This is a genomic window from Levilactobacillus sp. FUA 3915 (genome assembly GCF_044053135.1).
GTDB lineage: Bacteria > Bacillota > Bacilli > Lactobacillales > Lactobacillaceae > Levilactobacillus > Levilactobacillus lanxiensis.
In genome coordinates, this window is record NZ_CP168704.1 from 2,702,791 (window position 1) to 2,722,753 (window position 19,963).

The 19,963-nt window shown below is 51.4% G+C and carries 20 protein-coding genes; 18 read left to right on the plus strand and 2 right to left on the minus strand.

The annotated features are described in order from the left end of the window. Window positions 1-71: 71 nt before the first annotated feature. From ACEPST_RS12490 to ACEPST_RS12530, 9 genes are all read left to right on the plus strand, one after another. On the plus strand, window positions 72-665 hold the full coding sequence (locus ACEPST_RS12490; RefSeq protein WP_204121631.1) for an ECF transporter S component: 594 nt from the start codon (window positions 72-74) through the stop codon (window positions 663-665). Window positions 666-768: 103 nt separating this feature from the next. Continuing rightward, complete coding sequence (locus ACEPST_RS12495; protein ID WP_395390947.1) at window positions 769-1,809, plus strand: helix-turn-helix domain-containing protein; 1,041 nt, start codon at window positions 769-771, stop codon at window positions 1,807-1,809. After that, a complete protein-coding gene (locus tag ACEPST_RS12500) occupies window positions 1,806-3,227 on the plus strand; it encodes a RecQ family ATP-dependent DNA helicase (RefSeq protein ID WP_204121633.1) in 1,422 nt (473 codons plus the stop codon). Before ACEPST_RS12495 ends, ACEPST_RS12500 begins: the two co-directional genes overlap by 4 nt. A gap of 174 nt (window positions 3,228-3,401) precedes the next feature. Further along, a complete protein-coding gene (locus ACEPST_RS12505) occupies window positions 3,402-4,043 on the plus strand; it encodes a LysM peptidoglycan-binding domain-containing protein (RefSeq protein WP_204121634.1) in 642 nt (213 codons plus the stop codon). Window positions 4,044-4,076: 33 nt separating this feature from the next. Further along, window positions 4,077-4,754, plus strand: a complete 678-nt coding sequence (gene cmk, locus ACEPST_RS12510) for a (d)CMP kinase (RefSeq protein WP_203645661.1) — start codon at window positions 4,077-4,079, stop codon at window positions 4,752-4,754. An 81-nt stretch (window positions 4,755-4,835) separates the two neighbouring features. Continuing rightward, on the plus strand, window positions 4,836-6,146 hold the full coding sequence (rpsA, locus tag ACEPST_RS12515; protein ID WP_203645663.1) for a 30S ribosomal protein S1: 1,311 nt from the start codon (window positions 4,836-4,838) through the stop codon (window positions 6,144-6,146). A 98-nt stretch (window positions 6,147-6,244) separates the two neighbouring features. Further along, window positions 6,245-7,552 carry a ribosome biogenesis GTPase Der gene (gene der, locus ACEPST_RS12520; RefSeq protein ID WP_203645665.1) on the plus strand — a complete coding sequence of 436 codons (1,308 nt, stop codon included), beginning with the start codon at window positions 6,245-6,247 and terminating at the stop codon, window positions 7,550-7,552. Between the two features lie 238 nt (window positions 7,553-7,790). Further along, window positions 7,791-8,066 (plus strand): HU family DNA-binding protein, encoded by a 276-nt coding sequence (locus tag ACEPST_RS12525; RefSeq protein WP_011667553.1) that lies wholly within the window; start codon window positions 7,791-7,793, stop codon window positions 8,064-8,066. A gap of 202 nt (window positions 8,067-8,268) precedes the next feature. Then, window positions 8,269-9,528, plus strand: a complete 1,260-nt coding sequence (locus ACEPST_RS12530) for a tetratricopeptide repeat protein (RefSeq protein ID WP_204121635.1) — start codon at window positions 8,269-8,271, stop codon at window positions 9,526-9,528. Window positions 9,529-9,655: 127 nt separating this feature from the next. On the opposite strand, the gene ACEPST_RS12535 is transcribed toward ACEPST_RS12530, so the two are convergent. After that, complete coding sequence (locus ACEPST_RS12535) at window positions 9,656-10,546, minus strand: YitT family protein (protein ID WP_395390951.1); 891 nt, start codon at window positions 10,544-10,546, stop codon at window positions 9,656-9,658. A 351-nt stretch (window positions 10,547-10,897) separates the two neighbouring features. On the opposite strand from ACEPST_RS12535, the gene ACEPST_RS12540 reads away from it, so the two are divergent. Genes ACEPST_RS12540 through ACEPST_RS12555 form a run of 4 tightly spaced genes read left to right on the plus strand, consistent with a single transcriptional unit; the run spans window position 10,898 to window position 15,490 of the window. Continuing rightward, entirely contained in the window at window positions 10,898-12,091 is a 1,194-nt protein-coding gene (locus ACEPST_RS12540; protein ID WP_204121637.1) for a CCA tRNA nucleotidyltransferase, read from the plus strand. A gap of 32 nt (window positions 12,092-12,123) precedes the next feature. Beyond that, window positions 12,124-14,019: an ABC-F family ATP-binding cassette domain-containing protein gene (locus tag ACEPST_RS12545; RefSeq protein WP_204121638.1), complete on the plus strand. Its 1,896-nt coding sequence runs from the start codon at window positions 12,124-12,126 to the stop codon at window positions 14,017-14,019. A gap of 11 nt (window positions 14,020-14,030) precedes the next feature. Next, window positions 14,031-14,981: a thymidylate synthase gene (locus ACEPST_RS12550; RefSeq protein WP_204121639.1), complete on the plus strand. Its 951-nt coding sequence runs from the start codon at window positions 14,031-14,033 to the stop codon at window positions 14,979-14,981. A 17-nt stretch (window positions 14,982-14,998) separates the two neighbouring features. Beyond that, the gene (locus tag ACEPST_RS12555; RefSeq protein ID WP_204121640.1) at window positions 14,999-15,490 is read left to right on the plus strand and encodes a dihydrofolate reductase; all 492 of its coding nucleotides are present in this window, start codon (window positions 14,999-15,001) and stop codon (window positions 15,488-15,490) included. A gap of 396 nt (window positions 15,491-15,886) precedes the next feature. On the opposite strand, the gene trhA is transcribed toward ACEPST_RS12555, so the two are convergent. Further along, window positions 15,887-16,528, minus strand: coding sequence for a PAQR family membrane homeostasis protein TrhA (gene trhA, locus ACEPST_RS12560; RefSeq protein ID WP_204121641.1), 642 nt, complete (start codon window positions 16,526-16,528; stop codon window positions 15,887-15,889). A gap of 169 nt (window positions 16,529-16,697) precedes the next feature. Here trhA and ACEPST_RS12565 point away from each other — a divergent pair, with 169 nt between their 5' ends. The 5 genes from ACEPST_RS12565 (at window position 16,698) to ACEPST_RS12585 (ending at window position 19,864) form a co-directional block, all read left to right on the plus strand. Further along, entirely contained in the window at window positions 16,698-17,549 is an 852-nt protein-coding gene (locus ACEPST_RS12565) for a DegV family protein (protein WP_204121642.1), read from the plus strand. 67 nt (window positions 17,550-17,616) lie between these two features. Then, the gene (locus ACEPST_RS12570; RefSeq protein ID WP_204121643.1) at window positions 17,617-18,543 is read left to right on the plus strand and encodes an SGNH/GDSL hydrolase family protein; all 927 of its coding nucleotides are present in this window, start codon (window positions 17,617-17,619) and stop codon (window positions 18,541-18,543) included. 13 nt (window positions 18,544-18,556) lie between these two features. Continuing rightward, entirely contained in the window at window positions 18,557-19,156 is a 600-nt protein-coding gene (locus ACEPST_RS12575; protein ID WP_125762655.1) for a YpmS family protein, read from the plus strand. An 11-nt stretch (window positions 19,157-19,167) separates the two neighbouring features. Further along, complete coding sequence (locus tag ACEPST_RS12580; RefSeq protein WP_203645684.1) at window positions 19,168-19,389, plus strand: YozE family protein; 222 nt, start codon at window positions 19,168-19,170, stop codon at window positions 19,387-19,389. Between the two features lie 295 nt (window positions 19,390-19,684). Beyond that, window positions 19,685-19,864: a hypothetical protein gene (locus ACEPST_RS12585; protein WP_204121644.1), complete on the plus strand. Its 180-nt coding sequence runs from the start codon at window positions 19,685-19,687 to the stop codon at window positions 19,862-19,864. The last annotated feature ends 99 nt before the right edge of the window (window positions 19,865-19,963 follow it).

Here is a 19,963-nt window from a genome sequence, read left to right on the forward strand (position 1 = left end):
TCTTGCCCTTCTGTGGCAGGACCTTTTTCTATGGTTTTGTCACGAGATGGCCGCAAGGAGGAACAGGTATCATGGAAAATAGTCACAATGAGTTGAATGTTCGTTCGATGGTCGAGATGGCACTGTTTGCCGGTGTCGCTTACGTGTTGATGTTTGTATCGGTGCCAATTATTCCGATTGTGCCGTACATGAAGCTCGACCTAAGTGATCTGGTCGTCCTGCTGGGCATGAGTTTATTTGGCCCCGCGGGTGCGGTGATGATTGCGGCCGTGAAGGAATTACTCTACTTCGTGTCGACCGGCCTGGATATCGTCAACTTCATCGGGGTGCTCACGGCGTTCATTGCGGATATCGCCTACATTTTGCCAATCAGCTATGTGCTGAAACATAAGCAGGGCGACGCGCAACCCGGATTGAAACGGCAAATTGTTGCCGTAATCGTCGGGACACTGACGCTGACGGTGGTCTTGTCCTTAGCCAACTGGTGGGTCATTACGCCCCTTTACTTAAAGGTCTGGGGCATGTCGCTCGGTCTGCCCGTGAACAAGTTGATTTTGCTGGGAGTTATTCCGTTTAATCTATTGAAGGGAATTATCCTGGGCATCCTGTTCATTCTATTGAGTCGCCGAATGGCCCCTTGGTTGGCCAAGCACACGCTCTCATAACCGCGTCACTAACAAATTTTTCGAAACGAAGGACCGGCCACGTGCCGGTCCTTTTTCTATGGTAAACTGGATAAAGACTTTAAAAGTGAGAGGAGGGTCTACCGTGGAGGCGAGTGATTTAGGCCAGTTGTTGAGTGCCAAACAGGACCGGCGAATTCGTGTGATTGAAAATCTCTTGCGCGGCAAAAAAACGGTGTCGACCCTCTATTGGGGGCAACGCTATCACCTGTTGCCACTGTTGAACCTGGCGAAACAGTTGGACCGCGGTGGTCTCGACGATGCCGTGCAGGAGCTGCAACGCCGCCATTGGCTGACGGTCGATACCGAACAAAAGACGCTACGGCTCACGGATCAGGGCGCCCAAGCATTGGCCGAGACGCCGACGTATCAGCCCCAAACGGTCGATCAGTGGGTGAATTTAGACATCATGGCCGCGCGGCAACGCCTGTTGTTAGCAGTTCAAGTGACCTCTCAGTATGCCCACAGTACGGCCCGTTACTATCCGCTAGCGACCGACCAGAAAACCCGGCAACATGTGCGACAATGGTTTCACAGCGCTAAGGGACCAACCTTGGCGTCATCACTGTTTCAGGCATTGGTGGCCAGTCTCGAACAATTGCCGGCCAGTACGGCTGACATCATGACCGACCAGTTTACGGGTTTTGGCCAACCGGGGCTGACCCTTGACCAACTGGCACTGGCCCACCAAACGACGCTTTGGCAAGTCCGGTTACGTCAGTTCGATGGCGTCACGCAGATTGCCCGGGATGCGCGTCACCCTGAGCATCCGCTGCATGATTTGCTGGCACCGCTCTGGCGGGTTCCCATCTCACCGAGTGCCGAAGAAACGTTGGCCGCGGTGTCTGCGGGCGGTGATTTGCAGCAAGTGGCCAACCGCCGTCAGATCAAACTGAGCACGGTTCGTGAGCATCTGCTAGAGACCGCAATCATGCTCCCGCTGACCGATTTTCCGTACGATAGCGTGCTCCCCCAGCCGGTGCGCACGGATTTTCAGGCCGCCGTCCAGGGGAACCTGGATGACTGGCAGTATTCCGCGCTGCCCCAGGCAATGCAGGACCGGTATGATTTCTTTTATTTTCGGCTCTACGCCATTTGGCGGATCAAACAGGAGGTGACAGCATGACGGAAACGTTGACGGCCAGCCTACAGCGGGTTTTCGGTTTCGACCACTTTCGCTCGGGGCAGGCCGCGGCCCTCGAAAGCCTAGAGACGGGCCAGGATACCCTGGCAATTCTGCCGACCGGGGCCGGTAAAACCTTGATCTATCAGCTCTATGGCTACCGCCATCCGGGGTGCGTCCTGATTGTCTCGCCTTTATTGTCACTCATGAACGACCAGGTCGACCGGATGCGGATGAACGGCTTCAAACGGGCCGCAGCCATTAACTCGTTGACCCCATTTGGGGAACGGCTGCATATTTTAAATCACTTAAACGATTTGCAATTTTTATTTTTATCCCCAGAAATGCTGTCACAGCCCCAGATGCTTGACCGGTTACACCAGGTTACTATCAGTCTGTTAGTGATTGATGAGGCCCACTGTATCGTTCAGTGGGGACCGGATTTTCGGCCGGAGTATCTACTATTGGGCGCAATCCGAGAGAAGCTTAATCGACCGTTAACGTTGATGCTGACCGCCACGGCGGGGAAGCAGACCCGCCAGGAGATTGCCAAGCAGCTGCGGAGCACGCCTCAGGTGGTGACCGAATCGGTTAATCGACCAAATATTTTCTTGGATGTGGAGAACGTGGCAGACGAGGCAACCAAACAGGCCCGATTACTGGATTTAGTGAAACATTTACAGCGCCCCGGCGTCATCTACTTTTCCAGCAAGCAACAGGCTAGCGATACCGCGTTATGGCTGCAACAGACAGCCGGGGTGCGGGCGGCGGCCTACCACGCGGGATTGGATGCCGAGGATCGGTTCAAGATTCAGCAGCAGTTCATGGCTGACCAGCTGGATGTCATCTGCGCCACCAGCGCATTTGGCATGGGTATCGATAAGGATAATGTCCGGTTCGTGATTCACTATCATCTGCCGGCCGACCTAGAGAGCTATGCCCAGGAAATCGGGCGCGCTGGTCGGGACGGTCAGCCTAGTGTGGCCATTTTACTGTACGCGCCGGGTGATGAGCAGTTGCCCTTAGCCCTGGGCCAGTCCAATCGACCGGAACCGGACACCATTCAGCGCTATTACGCGCATCCCACCAGCTTTGCGGCCGACGACCCGCAGATTCACCTGTTGGCGTTCTATCGCAATCATGGGATTAGCCAGGCTGCCGTGACGCGGTTATTTGCTAGCCGAGAACGGGAGCGGAACCATGCGCTATCACAGATGTTGGCGTACGCGAAGTCGCCGACCTGTTTGCGGGAGAAGTGGCTGCAAGCCTTTGACGAGGAACCACCCGAACATGATGACGCCTGTTGCGCCCCCGGTAATGTACCCTTGAATTTGGCGGCCCATGACCTGACACGTCAGGCAGAAGTTTTGACGCCAACGGCCACGGTTGGGTGGCAGGAGCGGTTGACCCGGTTATTTTAAAGCGTTGATTAATTTTTAGGGCCTAGAGTCCGTTACAAGGCTTAAAAATCTGTAAACATCGTTAAGAGAGTTCTAAAGAATGCCGCGACGCCGACATTTTCAGCAATTATAGCTATCGAAATGGTACGGTACGTGGTACAATTACGGGTGAAAGTTTTTCAGGGAGGTTAGATGATGAGTCAGAAGCGTGACGATCAAACGTCGAAGGAACAAGAGTCCCACCCGTGGGATCAATCGTTTGCCGATGATCGGGACGATCAGGGGAACCTGTCACGAACGAAGATGCGGCGGCAAAACCACAGTAACACCATGGTAACGGTCATTTTGGTGGCAATTATCGTGGTTATTGCTGCGGCCTCATTGGTTTACGGCTTGGCGCGTCAAAGCGCTGTCAATCGGCCACAAAATACGGAAAAGGTGGCGGCAAGTTCCTCCAGCTCATCCAGTAAGGCCAAGAGCTCCAGTCACAAAAAGAAAGCTTCTACTAAGAAGTCTTCTTCAGCGACCACGACGAGCTCACCTAAGAAATCAACAACTTCAACCACAACTGCTAGTTCGGCTAAGACGACTAGCAGTTCTTCGGCTACCACCAGTTCAGCCACTGAATCAAGCACGACTACCAGTAGCAGTCATAGTAGCAGTGCCGCAACCAGTAGTAGTGCGGCGGCTGGTTCTAAGTACGCCACGGTTGAATCTGGGCAGGGGGTTTACCGGGTCGCAACAAACGCGGGAATCTCTGTCCAAAAATTATTGGAATTAAACGGCCTGTCTTCCGGTTCTTCCCTCTATCCGGGACAGAAGCTACGGGTTCGCTAAGTTTTAAAACTATTTGATAGGAGTTTGGTTGTCATGGAGAAACAAGGTTTACAAGTGGCTATCGATGGGCCGGCTTCCGCAGGGAAGAGTACGGTCGCTAAGATCGTTGCCCAACGGTTCCACTACATCTACTGTGATACCGGTGCCATGTACCGGGCCATTACTTGGAAGGTGCTGCAAGCTGGCGTCGGGTTGACCGACGAAGCTGCGGTCAAGCAGTTATTGGATCAAATCACGATTCGGTTTGAACCGGGTACCCCCGTTCAAAAGGTTTTCGTTGATGAGACGGAAGTCACCTTGGCGATTCGCCAACCGGACGTCACCAATTCTGTGTCGGCCGTCTCGGCATTGCCAGCTGTCCGGGCCGAATTAACGGAACGGCAACGGCAAATTGCGGATGCCGGTGGCATTGTGATGGACGGTCGGGATATTGGGTCGACGGTTTTGCCCAAGGCTGAGGTTAAGATTTTCTTGGTCGCCAGCGTGGACGAACGGGCCCAACGGCGGTTGAAGGACAATGCGGCCAAGGGAATCAACACACCACTGGCAACTTTGAAGTATGAAATCGAAGAACGGGACCGAAAAGATTCCACTCGGAAGGTTTCACCATTGACCCAGGCAGCCGACGCAATCCGCTTGGATACTACGTCTATGAGCATCGAACAGGTCGCTGATAAGATCGCAGAAATCATCCAAGAAAAAGAATCCTAGAGAAATAGGCATTTTACTAGCTTTTATAAGCACAATCAGCTAAAATAGTATATAGAGTTGTCGCAAGGAGGAAAATTTCGCATGAGTGAAAATGGCACGAGTCAAAACAATGAAAACAATGATTTGTTAGATGCTTTAAACAGCATCGACACCGTTAAGGTCGGTGACGTTGTTAAGGGTGAAGTCTTAGCAATCGATGATGACCAACAAGCAATCGTCGGGATTGCTGATACTGGCGTTGAAGGGGTCGTTCCCAAGAAGGAACTGTCTACTAAGCCAGTAGATGATATTAAATCAGTAATTAAAGTCGGGGACGTTATGGACCTCGTCGTAATTTCTCGAATCGGTACCGACAAGGAAGGCGGCAGTTACTTACTGTCACAACGTCGTTTGGAAGCCCGTAAGGTTTGGGACGACATCCAAAAGGAATTCGAAGCTGGTCATACGTTGACTGCCCCTGTTACCCAAGTGGTTAAGGGTGGGTTAGTTGTTGACGCCGGTGTGCGTGGTTTCGTACCTGCATCCATGGCTTCAGACCACTTCGTTGAAGATTTGGCACAATTCAAGGGCCAAACGCTTGAATTCAAGATTGTTGAAATCGAACCAAGCGAAAACCGCTTGATCTTATCTCACCGCGCAATCGTTGAAAAGCAACGGGCTGCACAAAAAGAAGAAATCATGGCTAAGTTAACTGCCGGCGACGTTGTCGAAGGTAAAGTTGCTCGTCTGACTAACTTCGGTGCATTCGTTGACCTTGGTGGCGTTGATGGGTTGGTCCACGTTTCAGAAATCGCTTTCGAACGGGTTGAAAAGCCTAGCGATGTCTTGAAGGTTGGCCAAGATGTTAAGGTTAAGGTCTTATCTGTTGATCCAGATCGCGACCGGATTTCCCTTTCCATCAAGCAAACCTTACCAGAACCTTGGGACGGTATCGAAGAAAAGGCCCCTCAAGGCAGTGTCTTGGACGGGACTGTTAAGCGCCTGACTAGCTTTGGTGCCTTCGTTGAAGTCTTCCCAGGTGTTGAAGGTTTGGTTCACATTTCCCAAATTTCTCACCAACACATCGCAACGCCTGCTGACGTTCTGAAGGTTGGTCAAGAAATCAAGGTTAAGGTCTTAGATGTTCGTCCAGACGATCACCGTTTGGCATTATCCATCAAGGCCTTGGAAGAAAAGCCAGAATCTGCTGACGATTCTTCTGAAAACCACAGCAGCAACAACAGTAACAACAACCGGAACCGGAACAACAACGGCGGCAACCGTCGTCGTAACAACCGGAACTCTGCTGAAACTTCAACGGCTAACGCCCCAGAAGAAAGCACCGGTTTCTCTTTAGGTGACCTCATTGGGGACAGCTTGAAGAAAGATATGGAAGATAACGAAAACAACTAATACGTTTTGGTTGAAGAGGGTTTAGGACGGAACTTTGTTGGTTTCGTTCTGAACCCTTTTCATGTCACAAAACGTCATCATTAAAGGAGGGATTTATCGTGGCATTTCCAATCGTTGCCATTGTTGGCCGCCCAAACGTCGGGAAGTCAACCCTGTTCAACCGGATCGCTGGCGAACGGATCTCCATCGTTGAGGATACACCCGGGGTTACCCGTGACCGGATCTATACCCACGCCGAATGGCTGGGAACCGAGTTCCGGATGATTGATACCGGGGGGATTGACCTCGGTGATGAACCATTTTTAACGCAAATTACGCAACAGGCTGAAATCGCCATTGAAGAAGCTGACGTCATCGTCTTCATCGTGAGCGCGCCTGAGGGCGTGACCGATGCTGATGAGAAGGTCGCTAAGATCCTATACCGGGCCGACAAGCCCGTTATCCTGGCCGTTAACAAGGCCGATAACCCCGAAACCCGGGAGACGGTCTATGACTTTTACTCCCTGGGCTTCGGCGATCCATACCCCGTTTCTGGGGTTCATGGGTTAGGTCTTGGGGATTTGCTGGACGCCGTCGTCAAGGAATTCCCTGACGATGAAGGGGCACCCAAGGACGACTCCATTCGGTTCAGTCTGATTGGTCGGCCTAACGTCGGCAAGTCTTCGTTAGTCAATGCGATGCTCGGTGAAGACCGGGTCATCGTGTCTAACATTGCGGGGACGACGCGTGACGCGGTCGATACTAAGTTCGTGGCGGATGACACCAAGTTTACAATGGTCGATACGGCCGGGATTCGTAAGCGCGGTAAGGTCTACGAAAACACGGAACGGTACAGTGTGATGCGGGCCATGCGGGCGATTGATGATTCAGACGTCGTGCTGGTCGTCTTGAACGCCGAAGAAGGTATTCGGGAACAAGATAAACGGGTTGCTGGTTACGCCCATGAAGCAGGTCGGGGAATCATTATCCTGGTCAACAAATGGGATACCCTGAAGAAGGATAACCACACGCTGACGGACTTCCAAAACCTGATTCGCCTCGAGTTCCAATACCTGAGCTACGCGCCAATCGTCTTCGTTTCCGCTAAGACCGGTCAACGGCTCGACCAACTGCCAGCGATGATCAAACGGGTCTCTGAAAACCACAACAAGCGGGTCCAATCCGCCACGTTGAACGACGTGATCATGGACGCCATTGCCCTGAACCCAACGCCTTCCGACAACGGGAAGCGGCTTCGGGTCTACTACGGGACACAGGTTGCGGTGGCACCACCAACCTTCGTGGTCTTTGTCAACGACCCGAAGATGATGCACTTCTCCTACGAGCGGTTCTTAGAGAATCAGATTCGGGAACACTTCGATTTCGAAGGGACCCCGATCCATTTGATCGAGCGGGCACGGAAGTAGAACAACGGGCATAACACCAGCTTTTTCACCGGATTTTAACGATTTCTTAGTAAAAATCGTCTTTCTTGAAGTTTTATTGGTAAAAAATGGCGTTATCCCTTGTCATATAAGGCTTCCTGTGCTATCTTTGATAAAGAAATGATGCGGTTGACCGTATTTGTTTCATCATTTTTGGACCACTCAAAAATGATCACTAGATGACATTCATCTAATCTTCTATTCAGGAGGTGAATTCAAAATGGCAAACAAAGCACAATTGGTTAGCGATGTTGCAACTGCAACTGGTTTAACTAAAAAGGACGCAACGGCTGCAGTTGACGCAGTCTTCGATTCTGTCCAAGCAACTTTAGCTAAAGGCGAAAAGGTTCAATTGATCGGCTTTGGTAACTTTGAAGTTCGTGAACGTGCAGCTCGTAAGGGCCGTAACCCACAAACTGGACAAGAAATCCAAATTCCTGCAAGCAAAGTACCTGCATTCAAGCCAGGTAAAGCTTTAAAGGATGCTGTTAAATAATTTATTATTTAACGACTAAAAGAGCCAGTGCGGCGTATGCCGGGCTGGCTCTTTGCTGTGCTTAACTAGTTTAAAAGTTCCCGAAGAACCTGAATAGTCGGACTAGCCAATCATTTGCCACCACATTTGCCGGTAACGGTGGTAAGATGGTAAGTGCTGATTTAGTTAGAAAAAAATCGATAAACAACGATGGAGGCGGGTTATGAGTTACGCAGAAACGGCGCTGGACCAACTGGAAAAGGGCCAACTTGAAGATTTTAAAAAGCAGTATGCCTTGTCACTGCGCCACGATGACGATGAGACGCTTTTTAGCCTGGGGGAAGAGTTGTACTCCCTGGGGTTCCTCAACCAGTCTCGACGCATTTACGAAAAATTATTAAAAAAGTATCCGGACGAAGACGAACTACGGACCAACTTAGCCGACATTGCGATTGATGAAGACAAGAACGACGAAGCTCTGGACTACCTGAACCAGGTCAAGCCGGATTCACCAGCCTACATCGAATCTTTGATGGTGGCGGCCGATCTGTATCAGACCCAGGAACTCTTTGAGGTCAGTGAACAGAAATTATTGACGGCCAAGAAATTGGCCCCTGACGAGCCCGTCATCACGTTTGCCTTGGCGGAGCTCTACTTCACCATGCGTGAGTTCAGAAAGGCCATTCCGCTGTATTTAGACCTGATTACGGCCGGTACCACGGAACTGTCTCGGGTCAACATCGTCGAACGGCTCGGGGTCGCCTATGCCAATGCTGGGCGATTTGAACAAGCCGTGGGGTATCTCAAGCAGATTCACCCGGGGAACATGACGCCGGACGTGAAGTTTGAGACCGCCTTTACCTACCTGCAACTGAAGGAACGCCCAACCGCCATTCGGCTCTTTAACGAGCTAAAGGACAGCGACGCGCACTACACCTCCCTGTATCCGTACCTGGGACAGGCGTTAGAGGAAGAGAACCGGTTACCCGAAGCACTCACGGCCTTGCAAGAGGGACTGGGTGTCGACCAGTACAACGAGAAGCTCTGGTTACAGGCGGCTCACGTGGCCACTAAGCTCGATGACGAGAAGATGGCGGAGAAGTACCTGACCCACGGCCATCAGCTCGACAGCGACGATTTAAGTGCCGTCATTCAGTTGAGTAATCTTTACGTGAAGCAGGAACGCTGGCAGGAAAATGCCGACTTGGTTCAGCCGTACGTGAAGAGTGAGGATGCCGATCCACAGCTGTACTGGAACCTGGCCATCACGGCAGAGCACCAGGAAGACTTTGATGCCGCGCGGAAATATTACGATGCCGCGCAGCCATTCTTTATGGATCAGGCCGATTTCCTGAAGCCCGCCATTTACTTCTATCGCGAAGAAGGGGCCACGGACCAGGTCATCAAGTTATTACACGCCTATTTGCAGGTCGTTCCAGACGATGCGGAAATGGCACTGATGCTTGAGGGGTACGAAGACTAGATTTTTGAAAAAGAAGGTCTCTGCGGAGGCGTTCTTTTTGTTTGGGTTAGAACACAATAATTACTTTAACTTATTTAAACAAAATAAAAAGCAACCGCAAAACCCGCGGTTGCTAAGACCCAGTTCACTAACGCTTAAATTTGCCCAAGAACCCTTTTTTCGGGACCTCGAACGAGAAACCTTCACCCAGCGCCTCATTCACGTTGACCACGGACACGAATGCCCGTGAATCATGCCGCGAAATGATTTGGCGCACCTGATACAGCTCACCAGGGGCCACGACCACGTAGATCATTTTACGACCCTGGTGGGAGTAGCCACCCTCGGCGTTGATCAGACTGACGCCACGTTCCATCTGGTCCATGATATCGTTGGTAATCTCCTGGTGCTTGGTGGAGACGATGATGACCCCGCGCGCTGCGTAGGCGCCCTCCAGCGTGAAGTTGACGATGCGCGAGAACACGTAGGAGTAAATCAACGTGTAGGCCATGTGCTGGATGTCGATGTAGACCAGTGAAATCAGGAGCACAACGACGTCTAAGTAAAGGAGCGTCCGCCCCATGGGCACACCCCGGAAGCGTTCAAAAATCCGGGCGACAATGTCGGTACCACCGGTCGTTCCGCCATAGCGGTAGAGCAGGCCGGAGCCGAGACCGCCGACCAAACCAGCACCTAACGCTGACAATAAGAGATCGCCGTGCAGGTCGATCACCAGTGGCACCCGTTGCCAGATCCATAAAAAGAGGGACAACATGAGGGTGCCGTAAATCGTGTAGACCAGTGATTGTCGACCCAAGAAGCGCCAGCCAATCACAATCAGCGGCACGTTGATCAGAATCGTTGAATAGGCGGGGTCAATGTGGAACAGCGCCCGCAAAATCAGCGTGATCCCGGAAATTCCCCCGTCCGCTAGGTGATTCGCAATGTTAAAGAAGACTAAACCAAATGCAAACATGGCGCAACCGATGCCAATCATGAGTAGGTCAAACAGGCGAATCGATTCGTCCTTTTGTGTCATACCATCCACTCCCAACACACGTTCACCACGGGTTGCTGGCAACGTGTTTTCTAATCCGTCTGGTCCGCGTTAGCGCTATGAAATTGCTAAATTTAGGTGCAAACTTTCCCTGACTTCAACTAGCCAGTTTATTAACCTAACAAGCCCCAAACGTTTTTATTCATAAACCCATCATAGCACACCCGTGATTCGGGCATAAACCAATTTCGGGCCAATCAGTGCTAGCACTTGATTAGTCGTGCAATTTTAGGGTAGCGGTCCAGTAGTTTGAATTCAATTTCCGGGACGAATCTGTTAGACTGGCATAGTGAGTAAAAAACAGAAATCAACTGGCAAAAAGGGTGAAAATAAATGAAATTAGAACACTTACCAAATGAATTTGAATTGGCCCGGCCAGTCTTACAGACCATCGAGCAGGCCGGTTATGAAGCCTACTTTGTGGGTGGCAGTGTGCGGGATACCATTCTGGGCAAGGCCATCCATGACGTGGATATCGCGACGAGTGCCTATCCCAATGAGATCAAGGGGCTTTTTAAACGGACCGTCGACACCGGAATTGAACACGGCACCGTGATGATTCTGGACCACGGGACCGGCTACGAGACGACGACTTTCCGGTCCGAATCAACCTATACCGATTACCGACGCCCGGACCAAGTCACTTTTGTGCGATCCCTCGCCGAGGACTTAAAGCGGCGAGACTTTACCATTAACGCCTTGGCCATGAAGGAAGACGGGGAAGTCATTGACCTGTTCGATGGCCTAACGGATATGGCCAATCACCAAATTCGGGCGGTGGGCGATCCGCAAGAACGGTTCCATGAAGATGCCCTCCGCATGATGCGGGCGGTCCGGTTTGCCAGTCAATTAGACTTCAGCATCGTTGACGAGACGTTGGCGGCCATCACGGCGCATGCCCAACTGTTGGCCAAAATTGCGGTGGAACGCACCCAGGTTGAGCTCCTCAAGTTGCTGCAGGGGAAGGCTCCCCAACGTGGACTCCAGGACTTTATGACCACGGGTCTATGGCAACACTGCCCGGACTTTGCGGACCACGGTCCCGCACTGACGGCGTTGGCCACGGAACTGACCCAGGGCGTCTCCAGCGAGGTCGCAGCTTGGACGCTGTTGGCTACCAAATTTGGCCTGGATAGTGCCGCTGTGACGCCATTCTTGAAGCATTGGAAGACGGCCAATCAGACCATTACCGCTGTTCAGGCCGCTAGCAAGGCTGCCCAGATTCTGGCAACGGGTAATTTGAACGCCTGGCAACTGTACCAGTGCGGCGCAGCTCTTGCGCCAGTTGCCAACGAGGTCGCCGTGATTCTGGGTGCGCCTGACCGGGGAGCCGCGTTACAGGCCCAACTGGCAGCCTTACCGATTCAGCACAAGAATGAATTAGCCATTACGGGGAAAGAACTCATGCAGGCCGGCATTCAACCCGGACCGCAACTGGGCGCCATCCTGGGTGATTTGGAATACCAAGTCGTCACGGGGGTATTACCCAACGAAACAGCCGCGCTGGTGGCTCACGTCAACGCCTAACGGTAATTTGAGAATAAGAGAGTGAACAATTTATGCAAACCTTACGCGCGGAAAATCTTCACCGGACTTACGGGGAGAAAACGCTTTTTGATAATTTGAATTTTATTATTAACGAACATGACCGGATCGGCCTGATTGGGGTCAACGGGAGTGGGAAAACCTCGCTGCTGAACACGTTAGCGGGCATTAGCAATGAACAGACCGGCGCCATCGAGACGCCCAAGGACTACACCATCGGCTACCTCACGCAAAAGCCTGAGTTGGACGAGAATTTAACGGTCATGGATGCCGTTTTCTCCGGTGATCAAAAAGTCTTCGTCACGATTCGGCGCTACGAGGCGGCCTTAGCCGCTTACGGGGCCCATCCAGAAGATGCCAAGGCTCAGCAGCGTTACCTGGATGCCGAAGCTCAGATGAACGAAGAGGATGCCTGGACGGCCGAGAGCGATGTCAAGACTATCCTGACGCAACTGAAGATCACGGACCTGTCACAAGCCATTAAGACCATGTCCGGGGGCCAAATCAAGCGGGTCGGCTTAGCCCAAGTTTTGATTCAGTCGCCCGATTTGTTACTGCTGGACGAACCGACCAACCACTTGGACTTTGACTCCATTGCCTGGCTGCAGCAATACCTGGCATCCTACAAGGGGGCCTTACTGGTCGTGACCCATGATCGGTACTTCCTGGACCAAATTGCCAACCAAATTTGGGAACTTGATTTCGGGAAACTGTATCAATACCCTGGCAACTACCAAGCCTACGTACAGGAAAAGGCCGAACGAGTCAGCCAGGAAGCCGATGCTGATCAGAAGCAACAACAATTGTACAAGAAAGAATTAGCCTGGATGAAGGCGGGGGCCAAAGCCCGTTCCACCAAGCAACAGGCCCGAATCAACCGCTTCAACGACATTGCCAGCAACGTCGGCACGCGACAAGTCCAGAACAATGTCGCCATCTCCCTGGGCCAACAACGGCTCGGTAAAAAGGTGATTGAGCTCAAGGATGCCAACCTGACCCTCGGCGACCACGTCATCTTAAAGGACTTTGACGACCTGATTCAGGGTGGCGAACGCATCGGGATCAGTGGGGAAAACGGGGCTGGGAAGTCCAGTCTCTTAAACGTTATCGCCCAACGTCTACCCCTGGACTCCGGGATTGTGTCGATTGGGGAGACCGTGAAAATGGCCTACTATACCCAACAGATCGAACCGATTCCGGATGACAAACGGATGATCAACTACCTGTCCGAGGTCGGTCAAAACGTCACGGACAAGGCCGGTAATTCCGTTAGTGTCACCGAATTGCTGGAACAATTCCTGTTCCCACGGTTCATGCACGGGACACTGATTCGCAAGCTATCCGGTGGGGAAAAACGCCGGTTATACCTGTTGAAGCTATTAATGGAACAACCCAACGTCTTATTACTGGATGAACCCACAAACGACTTAGACATTGGGACGTTGACTGTTTTGGAAGATTATATTTCCCAATTTGCCGGTACCGTGATTACCGTTTCCCATGACCGGTACTTCCTGGACAAGGTGGCCGACCGCCTGTTGATCTTTACGGGTAACGGCGATATCGAACGGTACTCCGGTCGCTTCAGCAGCTATTTAGCAGATGAACAAGCCCAACACAAACAAGCCGCCAAGACGGAGAAGGCCAAGGCCACGCCGAAAGCCGAACAAAAGCCGACTGAACCCCGGAAAAAGGTCAAGTTGACCTACGCGGAACAGAAGGAATGGGAAGGCATTGAAGGCGTCATTGACGGCTTGGAAGACCAGAAGTCTCAGGTCCAATCGGCCATGAATGCCAACGGTAACAACTATGACAAGCTTGCCGACCTTCAGTCACAATTAGACGACTTAGACAAACAGTTGGACGAGAAAATGACGCGTTGGGAATACCTCAGCGAATACGCAGAATAGGAGACGGTCACGTGTTAGAAGACGGGTATTTAGATTTGGCTAAGAAGGTCCTGAACGAGGGCCACGAGAAGACCGACCGAACGGGCACGGGGACCATCAGTCTGTTTGGTTACCAGATGCGGTTTAACCTGCAGGAAGGTTTTCCCCTGTTGACCACGAAAAAGGTGCCCTTTGGCTTGATTAAATCCGAACTGTTGTGGTTCCTGCGGGGCGACACGAATATTCGTTTTCTCCTGCAACACCACAACCATATTTGGGACGAATGGGCCTTCCAGCGTTACGTGGCTAGTCCCGATTACCACGGCCCAGACATGACCGACTTTGGTCGGCGGTCGTTAGTCGATCCAGATTTTAACCAACAGTATCAGGCGGAGAAAAAAGCCTTTTGCGACAAAATTCTAACGGACCAAGCCTTTGGAGACCATTACGGTGACCTGGGTCTGGTTTACGGGAGTCAGTGGCGCGCTTGGCAGGGCCACAACGGCGAAACGATTGACCAACTGGCCAACGTGATTGAAACGCTGCGGACCCATCCGGACTCTCGGCGAATGATCGTATCCGCCTGGAATCCCGCCGATGTGCCGTCCATGGCCTTACCACCTTGCCACACGCTGTACCAATTTTACGTGAACGATGGCAAGCTAAGCTGTCAGCTATACCAACGGAGCGGGGATATCTTCCTCGGCGTGCCGTTTAACATTGCCAGCTACGCCTTACTGACCTCACTGATTGCCAAGGAAGTTGGCCTGGAGGTCGGTGATTTCGTGCACACCCTGGGTGACGCGCACATTTACAAGAACCATATCAGTCAGATTGAAACGCAACTGGCCCGGACACCTAAAGCCGCCCCACAATTGTGGCTGAATCCGGATAAATCAAGTATTTTTGATTATGAAATGAGCGATATTAAGGTAACCGGCTACGATCCAGCGCCTGCTATCAAGGCGCCGGTGGCCGTTTAAACAAGGAGGGGACTGCGATGCTGATCTTTTTATGGGCTGAGAGCCAGGGGAAAGTCATTGGCTTTCATGGCAGCTTACCGTGGCACTTGCCAGCCGACATGCACTACTTCAAGACCGTGACGACGGGCAATACCATTGTTGCGGGCGCCAAGACGTTTGCCTCATTTCCCCAAGCGCTGCCCAACCGGACCAACGTGGTGGTGAGTCACCGCGATGCCAGTGAGTTTCCGGCGGGTGTGACCGTGCTCAATTCGCTGGATGCGGTACGCGAATACGCTGCCCAACGGCCGACGGAGAAAATTTTCGTGGTCGGTGGCGCGCAGATTTTTGCCGGCCTGGTCGATGACGTCGACTTCCTCTATCGAACCGTGATTGACGCCGGATTTGACGGGGATACCTGGATGCCGGCGATTGATTACACGAAATTTCAACTGATTGATCGGCAGCCGGGGGTTCGTAACGAGAAGAACACCGTCGATTACGCCTTCGAACAGTACCAACGGCGGTAAAGGGCAGTCGTTCAATGCCGTTCCCGGCGGCGGATTCAAAGTGGCCTGCTATGGGGTCGGCTCCAGACAAAGGGCGGTCTTCCGCCTCAACTTTGAGCCTGAGAAGCGGTCTCAAAGGTTGTCCCATGGGCTAAGCTGAGTGAGAAACCTCAGCTAAGACCATCGACACAGCTGGCCACCTTGATTCACCTCTGGTCACTCAGTATGGAACACGACATTTACGCCACGCTGAAGGTGAACTAGTCTACAACTACAGTATTCTTCACTTAATCTAATATTTGCTAAAAATAATCTTACCTACGTTAAATTACGGCACATCAAAAAGGCGAAGACAACTATCCTCCACGGATAATGTCTTTGCCTTATTTGATGTTTCGTCTAAACTATCGCTAAATTTTATGCATATAACAGGATGGAGAAGTACATCAGTCCCGTCCCCAGCATCACGAACAGGTGCCAGATAACGTGACCGAATGGGACGTTCTTGAAGCTGTAGAGGACGGCGCCCACCGTGAAGGCCACGCCACCGAAGAACAATAGGGCGAAGCCGACGGGACCCAGGCCCTCGTACAGCGGCTTGATGCCCAGCAAGCACATCCAGCCCATGACCACGTAGATGATGGTCGATAATTTTTGCATTTTGCCCAACCAGAGGGCTTTGTAAATGACCCCACAGACCGCCATAGCCCAGATGATACCGAACATGGTCCAGCCGAGCGCACCGCCAACGACCAATAGGCTAAACGGCGTATAGGTTCCGGCGATCAATAAATAAATGGCACAATGGTCAAATATTTGAAAAACGTGGCGGCCACGGGTAAAGTACAAACTATGAAACAGGGTGGACGCGAGGTAGAAGAGCACCAGGATGGCCCCGTAAATGGCAAAGGTCGTGATGCGCATGGCCCCGCCCTTGGCGTGAGCCTGTAGCAGTAAGACGACGAGTCCGGCGATGCTCAAGGCGGCTCCGATTCCGTGGGTGACCGCGTTTAAGACCTCATTGACGACTTGGTAGGTGTGGCTCCGTTCTTTTATCAAACAAAATCCTCCTTAGAATTCCGGTGACTTTATTTTTCTCTAAAGCAGCCGGATAGTTCCGAACAACTTACTGAAAATTGTCACTAACTCTGCTATACTATTACCGTATGTTTCATTACGCATATTGTAGCATAAACCAAAATTTCTGGTCAGAAAGAGTGGGATACCCATGGCGAAAATTAAGATTGTCACGGATTCATCTGCCGGCCTTACCGAGCAGCAGATTCAAGACTATGACATCACCATTATTCCGTTAACGGTCATGATTGATGACACGATTTACGTTGAACGGGAGACCATCACCAACAAAGAATTTATTGAAAAAATGAAAACGGCTAAGTCATTACCCAAGACGAGTCAGCCACCACTGGGCAAGTTTGTGGAGACCTTCGACAAATTGGGCGAAGACGGTAGCAGCGTGATCTGCTTCACCATGTTAGCTGCCATCAGTGGCACGGTCCACACGGCCGAACAAGCGGCCCAATTGTCCAAGACGGACGTGACCGTGGTCGACAGTCAATACACCGATCAAGCCTTGGCCTTCCAAGTCGTCGAAGCTGCTAAGCTCGCCGCAGAAGGGGCCGACAAAGACGCCATTATCAAGCGTGCCGAGGCCGTTCGAGACCACACCAAATTGTTCATGGGGGTTGTGACCCTAGAAAACATTTTGAAGGGTGGCCGCTTAAGTCGGGCTGCTGGTATGTTAACTTCCCTGCTTAACATCAAGATTGTCTTGCAGGTCACGGGTGGCGAGCTTAAAATTCGGGCTAAGGGTCGCGGTATGAAGACCATCGACCGTTACTTTGATAAAGTCTACGAACAAATCAAGCAGACGCCGGACATCGTGGCTATCGGAATTTCTCACGTAGAAGCCTTCGAATCCATTGATAAGATTCAGGGCCATTTGAAAGAAATCTTGCCAGATAAGGATGTCCTGGTACGGGAAACGGTTCCCATCATTGCGACCCACGGGGGCCCCGGTGCCTTCGCCTTAATGTACTACACCGATCCAACTAAATAACGTCAACTGGAAAGGGGTGGCCGCACGCCACACCCTTTTTTCTTTTAGCTATAGGGGGAACCACGAAATGAAATTTAAGAATCTCAGTAAGATTATTGGGGTGACCTTACTCCTCGTCCTGATTGTGTTGGCGGCGCTAACGTACTGGCATCCCGGCGCGCGCACGACCCACACCACGACCACGGCGCCCCGGAGCACCAAGCGGGCCACCGTGCGCGTCGTTGCTTTAGGTGATTCACTGACCGAGGGTGTCGGTGATCAGGAAAAGGACGGCGGTTATACCGGTCGGCTCAAGACTATGATTCATGAGAAGGACCAGGTCAAGGTGGTCATGCACAATTTTGGCAAGTCCGGCGACCGGAGTGATCAGATTGAAAAACGCCTGGTTAATAGTCAGGAGCAACAGGCTCAGCTCAAAAAGGCCAACGCCATCGTCATGACGGTGGGAGGCAATGATCTACTCCAAACGTTGACAAAAAATGTGACCATCAACCAGCAAGATAAGTTAAACGCCCATCTCGACACGGCCGAAGGTGCCTACCAACAGAAATTGAAGCACCTCCTAAGCACCGTGCGGCAGTACAACGGCCACGCACCCATTTTCCTGTACAGCATCTACAACCCCATCTACGTGTACTTTGCGGATATCCAGCAGGTCACGAACGCCGTGAATGACTGGAACAAGGCCACGAAGAAGACGGCCACTAGCTTCGACGACCTCTACATGGTCGACATCAACCACGCATTGTCCGTTGGGCAGTACAAGTCGATCATCCAGCAGGCCAAGCTCAAGCACGATGCGAAAAAATCAAACAATGGGAAAATTTCAACGGCTAGTCTTCAAGAGTTGATTTTAGCCAGCAATGCCAGCGACGAACTGAACGATTACCTGTCGCCGGCCGACCATTTTCACCCGAACGCCAAGGGCTACCGCCTCATGACCCGCTATGCTTTCAAACAAATGCAAGCTCACCAGCAATGGCTGATGAAGTAAGGAGGAACTATCTATGCAACGTCACGCCGCCCCACAAACTTCCCGTAACTGGTGGAAGTGGGGGTTCATCGCCCTGGTCGCCATTCTGTTAGTGACCGCTGTCACCGTGGGAGTCAAGGCCTTTTCATCGACCCAGATTGACTCTACGGCCAAGGTCACCAAAGATACGACCAACATCAACGTTGATTTAAACAAGAAACAAGTAAACGCCTTAGCCGATTACTACGTGAACAAGTCCCTGAAAAATTCGGCTGTTAAATACCGGTTCCAGGTGTCAGACCACGCCATGATTACCGGCTCCACCCAGGTTTTGGGCGCAAACGTGAATTTCGTTTTACTCTTAAAGCCAACCGTGTTATCCTCAGGAGACGTCCAACTGAAGGCGGAGAAGTTGTCGGTCGGGTCCTTACCCGTGCCGATTACCTTCGTCATGAACTACATCGCGAAGAACTACCCACTGCCAAAATGGGTGGCCATGGATACCGGGAATGAAACCATTACCCTGCATCTGACCGCCATTGGTAACGGGAAGAAATTGTCCTTCGCTGCCAAAAAGATCGACCTGTCCGGTGCCGGAAAGTTTGTCTTCCAAGCGCGGATTCCCAAGAACTAAGGAGGGGCCCTATGCCCAAAACGTTTTATCAATTCCTAATGACCCAACGTAATCCAGAAAGCTACGATCCCGTGGCCAGCTTTGCCAATAATGCCTTTCTGGATAGCTCGTTTCCCAAGCAGGAGACGGAGTTTGATCCCTTATCCAAGTATTTAGAAGAAAACGCCCCGTACCTACCATCCATGACCATCTTTGATGATGCTTGGCAGCTGTACCTGGCGGCGATAGCTTAATTGGTTTATCAGAGAAGCCCGTTGTTGCGGGCTTTTTTGATGGGCCAAACCATTCCTACGGTTTGTATTAGTTTGACCCAGAGAATTTTTCGGACACCATTAAAGGGCATCCCCCAAAGGACTTTCGTAAACTTGTTCTGTGGGGCAATTTTTTTGCTTACATGCCCTAAAGCCAGGCCTGTACCCAGTTCACGCAACTTGAAAACTACCCATATCTGTCGTATAGTTACCTAGATAATCTAGGGTAAAACCCTAGATGGAAGATATCATCTGATTAAAGAAAGAAGGAATAGGCATGGATAGTGTGAAAGGCCGCAACGAACCCCAATCCATTATTAATCAAAAACTGCTTGAAAAATTCAATCAGCATTTTGACAAAGTACGTGGAACGGGCATTCAAATGGATACTAATGCTAAGAACCAAATGATCGTTGATTTGGATAAGCCTGTTCTTAGGGAAATGTTTAATAAATAATGTTAAAACGATTTGGAATCTATTGGTTATTTGTAGATTATCATGGACATTCCAAGCCATCAGGAACAGATGGCGAGGAACGTCCTTTTTATTAAACTA

Coding starts and splice junctions, on each gene's coding strand:
- ACEPST_RS12505 (WP_204121634.1), top strand. CDS start 3,402: ATGAGTCAGAAGCGTGACGATCAAACGTCGAAGGAACAAGAGTCCCAC.
- rpsA (WP_203645663.1), top strand. CDS start 4,836: ATGAGTGAAAATGGCACGAGTCAAAACAATGAAAACAATGATTTGTTA.
- ACEPST_RS12535 (WP_395390951.1), bottom strand. CDS start 10,546: ATGACACAAAAGGACGAATCGATTCGCCTGTTTGACCTACTCATGATT.
- ACEPST_RS12490 (WP_204121631.1), top strand. CDS start 72: ATGGAAAATAGTCACAATGAGTTGAATGTTCGTTCGATGGTCGAGATG.
- ACEPST_RS12545 (WP_204121638.1), top strand. CDS start 12,124: ATGCAAACCTTACGCGCGGAAAATCTTCACCGGACTTACGGGGAGAAA.
- ACEPST_RS12530 (WP_204121635.1), top strand. CDS start 8,269: ATGAGTTACGCAGAAACGGCGCTGGACCAACTGGAAAAGGGCCAACTT.
- ACEPST_RS12575 (WP_125762655.1), top strand. CDS start 18,557: ATGCAACGTCACGCCGCCCCACAAACTTCCCGTAACTGGTGGAAGTGG.
- ACEPST_RS12585 (WP_204121644.1), top strand. CDS start 19,685: ATGGATAGTGTGAAAGGCCGCAACGAACCCCAATCCATTATTAATCAA.
- ACEPST_RS12540 (WP_204121637.1), top strand. CDS start 10,898: ATGAAATTAGAACACTTACCAAATGAATTTGAATTGGCCCGGCCAGTC.
- ACEPST_RS12580 (WP_203645684.1), top strand. CDS start 19,168: ATGCCCAAAACGTTTTATCAATTCCTAATGACCCAACGTAATCCAGAA.
- ACEPST_RS12555 (WP_204121640.1), top strand. CDS start 14,999: ATGCTGATCTTTTTATGGGCTGAGAGCCAGGGGAAAGTCATTGGCTTT.
- cmk (WP_203645661.1), top strand. CDS start 4,077: ATGGAGAAACAAGGTTTACAAGTGGCTATCGATGGGCCGGCTTCCGCA.
- ACEPST_RS12565 (WP_204121642.1), top strand. CDS start 16,698: ATGGCGAAAATTAAGATTGTCACGGATTCATCTGCCGGCCTTACCGAG.
- ACEPST_RS12500 (WP_204121633.1), top strand. CDS start 1,806: ATGACGGAAACGTTGACGGCCAGCCTACAGCGGGTTTTCGGTTTCGAC.
- ACEPST_RS12570 (WP_204121643.1), top strand. CDS start 17,617: ATGAAATTTAAGAATCTCAGTAAGATTATTGGGGTGACCTTACTCCTC.
- ACEPST_RS12525 (WP_011667553.1), top strand. CDS start 7,791: ATGGCAAACAAAGCACAATTGGTTAGCGATGTTGCAACTGCAACTGGT.